The 14627-nt window shown below is 50.2% G+C and carries 12 protein-coding genes; 11 read left to right on the top strand and 1 reads right to left on the bottom strand.

Translation table 11 applies throughout. The features are described from left to right. Positions 1-207: 207 nt before the first annotated feature. Positions 208-1761: a GNAT family N-acetyltransferase gene (locus J3P34_RS20530; protein WP_210464540.1), complete on the top strand. Its 1554-nt coding sequence runs from the start codon at positions 208-210 to the stop codon at positions 1759-1761. A 93-nt stretch (positions 1762-1854) separates the two neighbouring features. Here the strand turns inward: J3P34_RS20530 and J3P34_RS20525 are convergent, their stop codons facing one another. Further along, positions 1855-2766: a chain length determinant protein gene (locus J3P34_RS20525; protein WP_210490500.1), complete on the bottom strand. Its 912-nt coding sequence runs from the start codon at positions 2764-2766 to the stop codon at positions 1855-1857. A gap of 263 nt (positions 2767-3029) precedes the next feature. On the opposite strand from J3P34_RS20525, the gene J3P34_RS20520 reads away from it, so the two are divergent. From J3P34_RS20520 to J3P34_RS20475, 10 genes are all read left to right on the top strand, one after another. Beyond that, positions 3030-4502 (top strand): oligosaccharide flippase family protein, encoded by a 1473-nt coding sequence (locus J3P34_RS20520; RefSeq protein WP_210490498.1) that lies wholly within the window; start codon positions 3030-3032, stop codon positions 4500-4502. Then, on the top strand, positions 4489-5613 hold the full coding sequence (locus tag J3P34_RS20515; protein ID WP_210490497.1) for a glycosyltransferase family 4 protein: 1125 nt from the start codon (positions 4489-4491) through the stop codon (positions 5611-5613). Before J3P34_RS20520 ends, J3P34_RS20515 begins: the two co-directional genes overlap by 14 nt. A gap of 13 nt (positions 5614-5626) precedes the next feature. Continuing rightward, on the top strand, positions 5627-6745 hold the full coding sequence (gene wecB / locus J3P34_RS20510) for a non-hydrolyzing UDP-N-acetylglucosamine 2-epimerase (RefSeq protein ID WP_210490496.1): 1119 nt from the start codon (positions 5627-5629) through the stop codon (positions 6743-6745). Positions 6746-6750: 5 nt separating this feature from the next. Continuing rightward, entirely contained in the window at positions 6751-7842 is a 1092-nt protein-coding gene (locus J3P34_RS20505) for a glycosyltransferase (RefSeq protein ID WP_210490495.1), read from the top strand. A 20-nt stretch (positions 7843-7862) separates the two neighbouring features. Then, positions 7863-8804 (top strand): glycosyltransferase family 2 protein, encoded by a 942-nt coding sequence (locus J3P34_RS20500; protein ID WP_210490494.1) that lies wholly within the window; start codon positions 7863-7865, stop codon positions 8802-8804. A 9-nt stretch (positions 8805-8813) separates the two neighbouring features. Next, entirely contained in the window at positions 8814-9797 is a 984-nt protein-coding gene (locus J3P34_RS20495) for a glycosyltransferase family 2 protein (protein WP_210490493.1), read from the top strand. Next, positions 9794-11104 carry an O-antigen ligase family protein gene (locus tag J3P34_RS20490; RefSeq protein WP_210490491.1) on the top strand — a complete coding sequence of 437 codons (1311 nt, stop codon included), beginning with the start codon at positions 9794-9796 and terminating at the stop codon, positions 11102-11104. Before J3P34_RS20495 ends, J3P34_RS20490 begins: the two co-directional genes overlap by 4 nt. After that, positions 11085-12206: a glycosyltransferase family 4 protein gene (locus J3P34_RS20485; protein WP_210490490.1), complete on the top strand. Its 1122-nt coding sequence runs from the start codon at positions 11085-11087 to the stop codon at positions 12204-12206. The genes J3P34_RS20490 and J3P34_RS20485 overlap by 20 nt, the downstream gene beginning before the upstream one ends. A gap of 67 nt (positions 12207-12273) precedes the next feature. Then, positions 12274-13389: a glycosyltransferase family 4 protein gene (locus J3P34_RS20480; protein WP_345890386.1), complete on the top strand. Its 1116-nt coding sequence runs from the start codon at positions 12274-12276 to the stop codon at positions 13387-13389. After that, positions 13355-14608, top strand: coding sequence for an O-antigen ligase family protein (locus J3P34_RS20475; RefSeq protein ID WP_210490489.1), 1254 nt, complete (start codon positions 13355-13357; stop codon positions 14606-14608). The genes J3P34_RS20480 and J3P34_RS20475 overlap by 35 nt, the downstream gene beginning before the upstream one ends. Positions 14609-14627: the final 19 nt, after the last annotated feature.

The raw sequence follows: 14627 nt of genomic DNA, 5'->3' as shown, positions 1-14627 counted from the left end.
CAATCGGCCTAAAGCCAGTGGACCTAAGCGCAAAAGCCTTTTTCCGCCTGTTTTCAGGAAAACACAGCCAAACCGCCGTATACGCTTAACTTAACGCCGGATTAGAGCCGTTGAACCTTTGATAGAACGCCTTGTCTGCGGCGCTGGCTTCACTTTTGAAACCAGGCCCCCACTGGCAGGAAGCGTTTTTAATGAATTTTTACCAACATGAGTGAAAACACCGAACATAAGTTAATTCTCCGTCAGCTTACCACTTCTGACTACAAGGAAGTGAAACAAATCATGGAGCTGGTCTACACCAACATAGGGGGCTCCTGGACCCAGAAAGAATTCGCCTCCCTGTTAAGGCGCTTCCCCGAGGGGCAGCTTTGTATTGAAGACAAGGGCCGGGTGGTAGCCGCGGCGTTGAGCCTGATTGTGCAGTATTCTGAGTACGGCGACAAGCACACCTATGAGCAGATTGTGGGTGGCGGTAAGTTTGATACCCATGACCCGGATGGCGATACCCTCTACGGTGTTGACGTTTTCGTGCACCCAGAGTACCGCAACCTCCGCTTGGGCCGTCGCCTCTACGATGCCCGTAAGGAGCTTTGCGAGAACCTGAACCTGCGGGGAATTATCCTGGGCGGCCGTATCCCGGGCTACAAAGAGCACTCAGAGAAGATGACGCCCGGCAAGTACATTGAGCAGGTAAGAAACAAGGAGATTTATGACCCTATCCTTACCTTCCAGCTCAGCAACGGCTTCCACGTACGTAAGATTATCAGAGGCTACATGCCCCAGGACAAAGACTCCAAAGCCTATGCCTCCCTGTTGGAGTGGATCAACGTCTACTACGAGGAGAAGGAAACCCTGGTGGGCGGAACCAAACGCGTGGTGCGCATTGGGGTAATCCAGTGGCAGATGCGCCAGATGACTTCTCTGGAGGATTTTGAGCAGCAGGTAGAATTCTTCGTGGATACGGTGAGTTCCTACAAGGCCGACCTGGTCATGTTCCCCGAGTTCTTCAACGCGCCTTTGATGGCCCTTTCAGACGAGAGTACGCCATCAGCCGCTATCAGAAGGCTGGCCGGCTACACCGATGGTATCCGGGAGCGTCTTATTCACCTGGCTCTGGCGTACAACATCAACATCATTGCGGGCAGCATGCCGGAGTACATTGACAACAAACTCCACAATGTGAGCTACCTCTGCCGCCGCGATGGTACCTATGACAAGCAGTACAAACTGCACGTGACCCCTGATGAGTCTCAGTACTGGGGCATGCGCGGAGGAAACAAGCTGAGCGTCTTTGATACCGATTTCGGGAAAATTGGTCTCTTGATCTGCTATGACGTGGAGTTCCCAGAATTAGCGCGTATGCTGTCTGACCAGGACATGAAGATCCTCTTCGTGCCTTACCAGACCGATACCAAGAACGCTTACCTACGGGTGCGTCACTGCGCCCAGGCCCGCGCCATTGAGAACGAGTGCTACGTGGCCATTACGGGTAGCGTGGGTAACCTGCCGCGCGTGGAGAACATGGACATCCAGTACTCGCAATCGGCGGTCTTCTCCCCTTCCGATGTGGCCTTCCCGCACGATGCCATCATCGCGGAGGCTACGCCCAACACGGAGATGACCCTCATTGCCGACCTGGACCTTGACCTGCTCAAAGACCTGAACACCACCGGTAGCGTAAGGAACCTGAGAGACCGCCGCAAGGATTTGTACAACCTGAGCTGGCTGCACCAGAAAGAAGACGATTTAACCGAGATTTAATCAAAACAGCCCCAAAACAGCGAAGGCCGGTACGTACCGGCCTTCGCTGTTTTGGGGCTGTTTTCTTGGTTTCCACCAGAGAAACGTAGGTTTCTACAGGTTTTCAATTCTCCTTCTTCTCTGTACTAACCTATATTCGTACCAAACCGCCAATATGAACGCGGCAAGGAAACCCAGCAAGGCGCCGACCACCAAATGCAGTTTCTCTTTGGGTCCGGTTGGGTGCGTAATGGGGGCAAAACCCACCACCACCTGTACAGTCTCCAGATTCCGCAACTGAGCCTCTAAATAGGCCTGCTTTTCAAACAACTCGGCACTCTGCCGGTAAAGGTTAGTAGGGTCCAGGGGCTCACCGTACACAAAGCCATTCACAGGTCCTCTCAATTCGATGGCGGCCCGCTTGATGCTGTCAATGGAGGCTATATCTACCCTTAGTTTTTCAATCATGCTTCTCATCTGCTCCCGCTTGGCCTGGGTGCTTCTGGAGAAATAAGGGTTGTTGTCCAGATGCCTTAACAACGCTTGCTGCACCGGAGTGAAAAACTTATGGTCATACAATTCCACATCTACCCTGAAGGGCGCCCCCTGAAGTATACTGTCTGCCGGAACTTTCTCTGGGTCAATGTTGAAATACCCGATGGCTTTAATCTGGGAAGCACTGTCCACACTCATGTTAAGGTCAGCGGCGACCACCTCAAAGTTCCCGTCCTGCACCAGTTTAGACAATCTGTTTACCTGGTCCTGAAAAAACTCGTTCCTGATGGCCGATGCCGGCAACACGGTCATGGAAGATCGGTAAAAAGGTCTTTTGCTTTTGAAGTCCAGATAACCTAACCCAATCCCCAGCAACGTCAGCAGCAGGAAGAAAGGCCACCGGCGGAGTACCAACAGAAAAGCACTCTTGACATAGCCGAAAGCCTTTTTGAAAAGGTAACCTATCTTCTCAAAAACCACCCTCAAGTCGATTTCATCGGCTGACCTTTCCTCCCGGGATATTCTGTTCATGGTGCGTTTTTATGGAACTGAAGGCCTCAAAAATAGAAAAAACTTTATAAAATCAATCAGAAAAGCATTCCCTCTTATTTCTCTATCTTTGGCTGGTTCATCCTAGCAGCCATGGCACCAATACTTTACCATAAGCACTTACAAGCAAGCAGGTTAAGCTGATTACAATTCAACCGCTGCTTACGATTGCTTTCCCCACTCCTCCATACCTGATGATATTTGAATTAAAAAAAAAGCTAAGCTCCCTTCTCTTCTCTGAAAGCTTGCTTGGAAGGTTCAACAAAGGCGCTTTCTGGATTCTGGTAAGCACCGTGGGCTTGCAAGGCTCAAATCTTTTGGTAACTATCTTCCTGGTCCGCTTTTTCGAGCAAACCGGGTACGGGGAAATCAGCCTGACGGTGAGCACTTTTGCTTTGTTAGGGGAGATTGCCGGTCTGGGTTTTGGGCTTACCACCACTAAATACGTAGCAGAACACAAGCAGAAAAATCCCCTTAAAGCCAGCAGGATCATTGGTTTGGCGCTGGCTTTTTCTTTGGTCCTGGGTTTAGGCGCCACGCTGCTTCTGCTCTTCTGGCCCCAGATAATTACGGAGCCTTTTATCCAGGAACCGCGCTTGAATCCTTTGTTCCGGATTGGGGCGCCGCAGATTTTTTTCAATGCCATCTCCGGGGTGACCCTGGGAGTACTCTCGGGCCTGGAGGCTTTCCCGGGTATAGGACTGAGTAACCTGCTCAGGGGCATTCTTTATATGGCAGCGGCCTTCATAGGGTCATATCTGTTTGGTATTAACGGAGCGGTCATGGCTACTACCCTCTCCTCAGGGTTGGGCGTGTTCATTTCTTTCTTGTTTCTGAAAAATAACTTAAAGCGGTTTGGTTTAAGCATCAAATTCAAAGGCGTGCTTGAGGAAGTTTCCATTTTACGCCAATTCGCGGTACCGGCGCTTCTGAGTAACCTCTCGGTCATTGCCGCGGTCTGGGTCACCAATCTCCTGCTGGTGCGGCAGGTGGCTGGGTTTTCTGAACTGGGTCAGCTCAACGTGGCCAACCAGTGGAAGAACCTGCTCATGCTCATGCCCAACATCATCGCCCAGGTGCTTCTTCCGCTGCTTTCAGCGGAATTATCCGGGACCGAGGATTCTTCTTCCCATAAAACTTTGGGGCTTTTTCAGAGCATTACGGTGCTGGTGATTTTCCCGGTAGGCACCCTGTTTATGTTCTTCCCAGACACGGTTCTGTTTATCTATGGCCAGGAGTTCAAAAACAGCCGGGATGTGCTCATCGGGTCCGTTTGGAGCGTGATTGTGGCCAGCGCCGGCAGTGTTTTGGGGGCGTTTGTCCAATCCACGGGCAAAATGTGGATCGGGTTTACCACCAACCTCACCTATGGCCTTTTACTTATCCTTGCCACCTACCTGTTTGCGGGGGCATACGGGGCCAATGCCGTCGCCTACGGAAGCGGCGCGGCTTACCTGTTTATTAATTTTCTGAGCCTTTACCTGCTCCGTAAGCATATTGCTGCCCAACTGGTGAAACAGATCCTGGCGGCGGTGTTGCTCAGCGTTTTACTCGTGGTCGCCTCCTTGGCTGTTAGCAATAGCTACCGTTTCCTCTTTGGAATTGTAGCCATAGTGGTGGTGGAATTAATCCTCTTTAAAATGGTGATCAGCCACGAGGTTAGGATGGGCGTTTCAAGGCTGTTTTCTAAATTTCTGCTCAAAAATGGCAAAGCCTGAAAAAGCGCCCATCAAAATAGGCATCTTCACCTATGCCTTCCACGGCGGCGGCATGGAAATGGCCTTGCTACGTCTGGGCAAGTATCTGCAGGCCCAGGGCATGGAGGTAGAAATAACTGTCTTTTCTGAAAAGGGTGCCTGGTTTGACCAGATAAGGGAAACCAGCCTAAATGGTATCTTTCTTTCGCATAAGGGCCTTGAGACCAAACTGCAGAGAACTTTCCATTACTTAAAGGCTTTGAAATACATTTTCCAGAAGAAGTACGATGTCATTTTCCTCAACCATACCCGGTATGGCCAGCGGGCGGTTCCGTTTCTAAGACGTTTTTCCAAAACCAGGACCGTTTCGGTTTTACACAACACTGATTCCTCCATCTTTGAGATTGGGCTCATGCATGCCGCATCCCTGGATGCCGTGGTTGCGGTGGGACCTTTGGTAGAGGAACTGGCAAAACACTGGGCGCCGCACAGCAGCATTTACCAGATCAGGAACGGCGTGGACCTTCCGCAGACCTTCGGGTTAAAAGAAAATAGACAGGGCAAGCCCTTCACCATGGTGTTTGTGGGCCGACTGGAGCACGCCCAAAAAGGAGTCTTTTTCCTGCCTGAGATTCTGGAAAACTGCCGAAAACGAGGGTTGGACCTGCACCTCATCATCGCAGGCACCGGTCCTGATGAAGCTGAACTGAAAAGGTTATTCGGGGAAAAGAACCTTCTGGGGGTGGTCCGGTTTGCAGGCTCCCTCCAAACCAAAGAGGTGTACCAATTGCTGCTTTCTAGCCATGTGATGCTCATGCCTTCGTTTTTCGAGGGGTTCAGCGTAGTTCTGCTGGAGGCCTTGGTGTGCGGCTGTCTTCCTTTGGTGACCAGGCTGGAGAATATCACCACCCCTGTAATAAAAGACGGGGAAAACGGTTTCTTAATTGATGGGAATGATAATATAGATATGTTTGCAGAGAGAATCACCTATCTGTACACCCACCGTGACCAAATGGAGAAGATGAGTCACGCCACTTCTCTTGCTGCCGCCCAGAACTACTCGGTAGAAGCCATGGGCCAAAAATACCGGGACTTGATCTTATCCCTGGTCGGCGGCGAAAGGAAGGAATAGGAAACGCAAATCCATGAAGAAAATCCTTTTTGTCTTTGGCACGCGCCCGGAAGCCATCAAAATGGCGCCTTTGATCAAAGAATTCAGCCGTTTTCCTGAGCTCTTCCAGACCGTTACCTGCATCACCGGCCAGCACCGGCACATGCTGGACCAGGTGCTGGCGTTCTTTTCCATCACCCCAGATTATGATCTCAGCCTCATGCAGCCAGATCAGAGTCTGTTTGACATCACCTCCAATGGCCTGAAAGCCCTGGAAGCTGTTTTGGAAGACTGTGCGCCCTCCCTGGTGTTTGTGCAGGGAGATACCACCACGGCCTTTCTGGGCGCGCTGGGCAGCTATTACAAGAAGATAAAAGTAGCCCACTTAGAGGCAGGCCTGAGAAGCGGCAACCGGCAGTCCCCTTTCCCGGAGGAAGGCAACCGGATCATGATTGGTCACCTCGCTGATTTCCACTTCGCGCCTACACCGGCTGCCCAGAAGAACCTGGCCCAGGAAAACATTCAGGACAATGTCTTTGTGGTGGGAAACACGGTTATTGACGCGCTGCATTTAGGCTTGAGCATTATCAAACATGACGAGGTGATTTACCAGGAGTTCTTCAAGGACCTGGATTTTACCAAAAAAATCATCCTGGTGACCGGTCACCGCCGCGAAAGTTTTGGCGAACCCTTTGAGAACATCTGCCTCGCGATAAAGGAAATCGCCCAGACGTTTGATGAGGTGGAAGTGGTGTACCCGGTGCATTTAAATCCCAATGTGCAAGGAGTAGTGAACCGGGTTTTAAGCGATTTGCCCAACATTCACTTGCTGCCTCCTTTGGAGTACCCTCACCTGCTGTGGCTCATGGAAAAAAGCTACCTGGTGCTCACCGACTCGGGAGGAATCCAGGAAGAGGCTCCTTCGCTGGGCAAACCGGTGCTGGTAATGCGGGACGTTACCGAAAGAACCGAAGGGATTGAGGCAGGCACGGCTGCGCTGGTGGGCACAAACCGGCAAGCCATCGTGCAGAAGGTAACTGAGTTGCTCACAGACGAGCCGGTGTACCAATCCATGGCCAATGCCGTCAACCCTTACGGAGATGGTACCACCTCCCAACAGATTGTCTCGCTTTTCCAGGAAATCAAACTGTAGTCAAGATGCCCAAAGAAATTGTTTTCGTGGCGCCTTACCCTACAGACCGCACCATTGGGGAAGGAATGATGCAGCGGGTCAAACACATTGATGACTGCTTGAAAGGGCATAGACGCACATATCTGAATATTAGGCTGGTAAGGGCCTTCAGAAAGACTGAATTAAGGGAGGGGCAGCTCACCATTCTTACGCTAAACCTTTTCACCCACTTCTACCTGATTCTGCAGATATTTAGGCAGGCGGACCTGGTTTACATCCACTCTATTTTCAATGCTTTACCTGCTTTACCTTTCCTTAAGCTCAACAACCGTAAAACGAAGGTGGTACTTGATGTGCACGGCGTGGTACCGGAGGAGCTTGCGTTTTCAGGCGAAATAAAGAAAAGCAGGCTATTTACATGGGTTGAACAGGAGGCTGTGCCTTTTGTAGATACCTTCATTTACGTGACCCATAAAATGAAGGAGTATTACCTTCAGAAACACCCGGCCATCAGAAACAGAAACCATCTGGTTTACTCCATCAAACCCAACATACCGGCTGAATTAGACTTAGGTTTACTAAACAAAATCAGGGAAGAATTAGGCCTTACCGGTTCAGAGGTAGTGTTTATCTATAGCGGCTCGGCTCAGAAATGGCAGAATGTGGACCTCATGTTTCAGTGCATGCAAAGGTTCCAGAACCCAATCTACAGATTTATCATCCTCAGCGGCGAGGTAGAGGCGGTAAAAGCAGTGGCAAAGCAGGTGGGTTGCAACACTGCTGATTTCATCTTCAGAAGCGTGCCTCCTTCCATGCTGGGCTATTATTATGCGTTGGCAGACTATGGGTTCATTCTCAGAGATGACCATATCCTGAACCGGGTGGCCAGCCCCACCAAATTGATTGAGTACCTTTACTTTGGCATCACGCCTATTGTAAAGCTGCAGGACATTGGGGACTTTGCCGACCTGGGATATGAGTTTCTGGACTACAGATCTTTGAACGATGGTTTAACCAAACTGAAAAGCCAAAAGAACAAAGAGATTGTCTTACAGCTGCTGCAAGACCCCTTGACCATTGAAGAGGCTCTCTTCCAGACAGAGGCGTCTGCACAATAACCGTTTTACCTGAAAAGTCTATGGCAGAACCGCTGGTCTCAATTGCATTGGCTACCTACAACGGGGCAAAGTACATTAGGGAACAGCTTGCCTCTATTTTTGCCCAAACCCACCAACACCTTGAAGTCATTGTATTCGATGACGGATCAACAGACGGAACCCTTGAGATCCTTAAGGAAATTTCTTGGAACAGGCACAACCTGATTATTCACGCTAACGCCCAGCAAGCCGGGGTGGTCCAGAATTTTTCCCGGGCCATGGCCGCCGCCACCGGAGACTACATTGCCTTATGTGACCAGGATGATGTCTGGTTGCCAGATAAGTTAAAGACGAGTCTAGCCCGTCTGCAGGAACTAGAGAAAAGCTCTTCCAAAGAAACACCCGCCCTGGTCTTTACCGATTTGAAGGTGGTGGATGAAAACCTGGAGGTGATAGATGCCTCCTATTGGCACCACATGGGGCTAAACCCGGAGAATAATTCATTAAACCGGGCCTTGGTTGAAAACGTGGCTACAGGGTGCACCATCCTCCTCAATAAGGCCACGAAAGATCTGGCACTGCCTATTCCAAAGGAAGCGCTCATGCATGATGTCTGGCTGCTCCTGACGGCCAGCTACTTTGGCCAGGTAAAATACCTATGCGAGCCAACAGTTCTATACCGGCAGCATTCTTTTAATGCAGTGGGTGCCCGGCGCAAAGGTTTATTCCGTCATTTAGCCTTTGTTTTGGAAAAAGCCCTGAAAAACAATCTGCAGCTTTTATCAGACGAGATAAAACAAGCCGAAGCTTTTCACTTACACCATCAGAACAGGCTATCCTTGAACCTGGCTAATAAAAGGATTTTAGAAGCCTTTATCTCTTTGAAAGACAAAGGCTTTTTGGCAAGAAAACAGCAATTGATCAAATACCGGTTTTACAGGTCTTCCTGGAAAAATAACCTGAGCCTCCTTTTAAGAGGATAAGAGAGGAACATGACCGTGCAGGAACAACAACCCAAAGTATACATTGTGGTGCTCAACTACATGAGCTGGCAAGACACCGTAGAGTGCCTGGAAAGCCTGTTGAGACTAAACTACCAAAACAAGGAGATCATTGTGGTGGACAATGATTCTCCCAACGGGTCATTTCTTCATCTAACCAGCTGGGCTCAAGATAACCTTCCCTCCTTTTTGGCTTTGAAAGAAAGCGAAGCCACCCAAAGCAGTGCCCTTTCTGGACAAAACCCACCAGTAGTGTTTATCAAGGCCGACAAAAACGCGGGGTTCGCAGCAGGCAACAACTTGGGGATACGACATGTCTTGCAGAAAAATGACCATGATTACCTGTGGCTTCTGAACAACGACACTACTGTTGACCATGATTCTCTGGATGAGTTGGTGAAAAGGGCCCAATTTGACCAAAGCTCTGTTAAACCCGTGGGCATCTGGGGCTCAAAACTGCTGTACTATCACCAACCCGAGGTAATACAAGCCCTGGGCGGTAAGCTGGATCTACGCACTTTCACCACCCATCACCTTGCGGAGGGAGAACCGGATGGCCCACAGCATAACGTGCCAGCGCTGCAGCAGGACTACGTGATTGGCGCTTCCCTCTTTGTCAGTAGAAAGTTTCTGGAGGAGGTTGGGCTTTTAAGCGAGGATTACTTTCTTTACTTTGAAGAGCTGGACTGGGCCCAAAGAGCGGAAAGAGCCGGATATGGTTTAGGGTACGTGTGGTCTAGCCGGGTTTACCACAAAGAGGGACAAACCATCGGGTCAAGTTCCTCCGGTAAGCAGAAAAGCGCCTTAGCCGATTACCACGGCATCAGAAGCAAAATTATTTTTTTCAGGAAGTTCTACCCCCAAAGAACCCTTCAGCTTTATTTGTTACTCATGGCCTCTGCTTTGCTGCGGGTGTCTAGGCTGCAGTTTAAAAGAGCCGCCACAGTATTCAAGTTGATCCTCCAGACTAAATGAAGCAGGCAGCGCAGTATAAGGTTTCCATCTCCCACATCTTACTATTACTCTTAATAGTGACGCTGCTGTTTAGTGGCTTTATCACCAATTTCCTTTCCTTCACCAAGCTGAATCTGGGTACGGTCTTGATTGACCTACTCATTGGGCTTCTCCTGGCCCACGCCGCCTTTTCCCTGGCATTTTTTGGTTTAACAGAAAAAAAGGTCCATACAGATTACGCCATTTTTGCCCTGTTTTGGCTTGTTTTACTCTTCCTCACCACTTTAAAGCTCTCTTTCATTGACGATAATTCCATAAGGGAAAGGGTTTTAGGCCTCAGGAATACCATTTTTTACGCCGCCCCTATTATCTACATCCCGCTGTTGTTCAGGAAAGAAAAGCCAATTGACAACAGCCTGGCTACCATCGTGCTGGTGGGAGTTATCCTTTGTCTCTATGCCATATTCCAATTTAAGTTCTCTTCTAAACTGCCCCTTTCCTTCCTTGCCCTCAGGGGCGAAGGCACCTTCCAATTCTACAATGAGGAAATTGTGAGGCCCACCGCCCTGTTGGGCAACACCATCATTTTCGCCAGTTTCACCATTACTTTGTTCTCTGTGCTGGTAGCCAAACTGCTGACCACAGGTAAAAAGATTTACCTGCTTTATCTGGCTATCATTGTCACCGCTAACATCTTCACTTTCACTAGGGCTACCTTGGTGGGCCTCCTATTATCAAGCGGCACCATTCTGATTCTACACTACGGAAGGTTCACCATCAACTTCGTGATCAGGATCATCCTGGTTAGCTTTGTACTGTTGATCACGCTCCTTTCTCTGGCTTATTTTTACAAAGACAGCTTTATCGTGAGAAGGGTGACCGGGCAGGAGGCCAGCACCATCGCCTCCACCACAGAGCATTACAACCAGATAGACAATTCCCTGGAGTTCCTCAAAGAAAATTATCTGTTTGGGGCGGGAACCGGGACGCAGGGCCCCAGCAGCGACGCCACCAGCATGATCATTACTGATGGGTACTGGCTGCAGCTTTTCCTGGAAAATGGTGTTTTCCTGGGTCTGTTTCACTTCTGTTTGTACCTCATCTGCTTTTATTATGCGCTGCACACCTTTTACTTTGCAGACAACCTCCTCCTGAGACAGCTTTGCCTGGCTTTTCTGGGAGCCAGTATGTATTTCTTTGCGGGGAGCCTGATCAACTCCGCCCTCATTGGCAAGGTGAACTATATCCTGTACTGGATTCTTTTCGGGTTGCTCTTAGCGCAAAGTATTATCTCCAAAAGACGAATGAATGCCCTCCCTAGTCATTGATGCCCGCATGGTCCATTCCTCCGGGATAGGAGTTTACCTGAAGCAATTGATCCCCTTTCTTCTACCCTCTTTTCAGGTGTCGGTACTGGGTAAGCCTGAAGAAATCAACGAGTTCGCGTGGGCATCTTCGGTACAGGTTATCCCGGCGGAGGCGGCCATCTACTCCATCAAAGAGCAGTTTGAACTGGCCTCTAAAATCCCGCCCTGTGATATTTTCTGGTCGCCGCAGTACAATGTCCCGCTTTTGCCTATCAGGGCAAAGAAAAGGGTGGTGACCATTCATGACACGTACCACCTGGCTTACCGGCATACCTTGCCCCTGGCGCAGAAGGTGTATGCCACAGCGGTTATGAAAGCCGCGGTGCGGCTGGCAGACCAGGTCATCACCGTCTCCCACTTCTCCCAAACAGAGATTGTGAAGTACACCAGCTGCCCTCCTGAGAAGATCAGTGTCATTTACAACGGGGTGGACACGCTCCGTTTTAGGGCAGATTTACCGGAAACGGCATCAAAACAGCTTAAGGACGCCCTGCCGGAGCTCCCAGAAAATTATCTGGTGTACGTGGGTAATGTGAAGCCCCACAAAAACCTGATTACACTTCTGAAAGCCTATGCTGGTCTGGATTCACCGCTACAAGCAAAGTACCATTTGGTGATAGTGGGTCAGAAACAGGGGTTTATCACGCCGGATCAGGAGGTTTTCCAGTTTCTGGAGCAGCAACCTTCGCTGCGTGGCTTGGTTCATTTTACCGGTTTTGTGCCCGATGAACTATTGCCATTCCTGTACAAATGCGCATCTTTGTCGGTTTTTCCGTCGGTGTACGAGGGTTTTGGGTTGCCGCCTTTGGAGTCTATGGCCTCCGGATGTCCGGTGGTGGCCTCCTCATCGGCGAGTATTCCCGAGGTTTGCGGTGACGCGGCGCTGTACTTCCGGGCCCTGGACGCCGAGGAGCTCAGGGCCCTGCTGAAAACCGTTCTCACAGACGAGCGTTTGCGGGCCGATCTGGTAAAAAGAGGCTTAAAACAAATAGAGGAATACACCTGGGAGAAATCAGCGGCCCGGCACCTGAGCGTTCTGAAAGGTTTGCTGACATCAGGTTAAAGAAACTTCTTACAGGAACAAATTGAGGCTATATCGCAGGACACCTGCATCATCATAATTATTCTTTGTGAAAGTAGCGATTGTACATGAGTGGTTTGTGGATTACTCCGGATCGGAAAAAGTGGTGGAGCAGCTCCTACGCATTTTCCCGGAGGCCGACCTGTTCTCGGTCATAGATTTCATGCCCGATCACCTGAGAAAGCACATTTTCAATAAAACCGCCACCACTACTTTCATCCAGCAATTACCATTCGCCCGGAAACACTACCGCAACTACCTTTTTTTGATGCCCCTGGCCATTGAGCAGCTGGACGTGTCTGCCTACGATGTGGTTATTTCCAGCAGCCACGCCGTGGCCAAAGGCGTTCTGACCCATGCGGGGCAGCTGCATATCTGCTATTGCCACTCGCCGGCCCGCTACGCCTGGGACCTGTACCACCAATACCTGAAGGAATCCGGCCTGAATTCTGGCCTCAAAGGCATGCTGGCCAAACTGATCCTGCACCGGTTCCGGAACTGGGATGTGGCCACCGTGAACCGGGTAGACCATTTCGTGGCCAATTCAAAGTACATCGCGCGGCGCATCAAGAAGAATTACAACCGCGAGGCCACCGTCATTTATCCGCCGGTAGACGTAGAGAATTTTTCGCTTTCGGTGAAACGGGAGAGCTTCTACTTCACCGCCTCGCGCCTGGTGCCCTACAAACGGATTGACCTCATTGTGGAGGCGTTCAATGAGATGCCAGACAAGCAATTGGTGGTGATTGGCGAAGGTCCAGACTATGATAAAATAAAAGCCAGTGCCGCAGCCAACGTGACGTTGCTGGGATATCAGCCTTTTGAGGTTTTGAAAGACCATCTGCAGCGGGCCAAGGCGTTTGTCTTCGCCGCCGAGGAGGATTTCGGGATCACGCCGGTAGAGGCCCAGGCCTGCGGCACACCCGTGATTGCCTTGGGCAAAGGAGGCGCACTGGAAACCATCACCCCTGATACCGGTATTTTCTTTTCTACCCAGGAGAAGGAAAGCCTGAAAGAAGCCATCAGGTTGTTTGAAGGCAGAGGAGCCCTGTATGACAAACAAATCATCAGATCATCTGTTGAGAAGTTCAACCAAATCAGGTTCAGAGACGAAATGCGGCAGTTTGTATATGAGAAATACGATGAGCTTAGGCGATACAACTAGTAAAAAAAGCGCCCTTGGCCAAGAGGTCTTTGCTTTCCTGGTTTACGTATATGCCGTTGCCGTTCCGTTGAGGTCTAACTTCAAAACCGAATTCCTGCTGGTGCTGCTCTCGGGCTTCGTCTGGAATGTCTACCGGCAGGGGAACGGCCTGGGGTCCATTTTCAAAAGCCAGGTGTTCAGGGCCATTGGGTTCTACTATGTGCTTTGTATTTTATCGCTGGTGTACAGCTTCCAGACCAAAGCCACGCTGAACTTCATTGTTTTGCAGGGCACCCTGCCCTTGCTGCCCATTTTGTTTTACAGGCAACTTACCAGAAGGCAGATCAATACAGCGTTGCTGTTTTTCTCATTGGGCTGTTTTTGCCTCTCGGTCTACGCTTCCGTTGATATTACGCGGCAATACTTTGAGAAGTACCCCCAGCATTGGGAACAACTCCAGCTCATTGACTGGACGTTCTTTTCCTACTTCCTGCCCCAGAACATCCGCTTTCATGCACCATATTACAGCCTCTACATTGGGGCTTGCCTTCTAATCCACGGCTACTTTCTGTATACCACTAAGTTTACCCGGAACAAGGCATCTTTTCTGCTGCATCTTTTCTTCTGCGTTTTCTACTTTGGGTTTCAGGCGTTATTAGCCTCCAGAACCGCGCTGGTGGCTACAGTGTTGGTGATGGCTTTGGTGGGCGTTTACCTGGCGTTCCGGGCCGGGAAATACGTGGTGCTGGTTGGCGTGATTCTGTTCACGATTGCCTCCAGCGTGCTGGTGTTTCAAAAAGTAACCTACCTCAGGATCAAGTTCAGTGAGAGCGCGGGCGTTACCCAAAGGAAGATGATGTGGACTTCGGCAGTGGATGTCATCCAGGAACATCCGCTGCTGGGCGTAAGCCCCGGCCAATCTGAAGAAGCCTTGGTGGAAAGCTACCAGTATAACGGTTTCCAAGAGGGAGTAAATGCCAGGTACGATGCACACAATCAGTTCCTCATGTACGGGGTTTCCCTGGGCATTCTGGGGGTGCTGGCCTTTGCGGTGCTGGTGTTTTTCCTGCTCAAGGAAGCTTACCAAAAGAAAGACTTTATCCTGTTCAGTTTTGTGGCCGTTTTTACCATTTGCTGCTTAACAGAATCACTCATGCAGCGCAGAGACGGAACGCTGCTGTTTTCTTTTCTGATAGCCCTCCTGGTGTTTGCCCCAAAAACAGACCGGAACCAAAGCTAATTTTTCCCTCCGCCCTTTT

The organism is Rufibacter aurantiacus, from assembly GCF_017916345.1.
Lineage (GTDB): Bacteria > Bacteroidota > Bacteroidia > Cytophagales > Hymenobacteraceae > Nibribacter > Nibribacter roseolus.
Note: the sequence above shows the minus strand (reverse complement) of the source record. Positions and strands in the feature narration are given on the sequence as shown.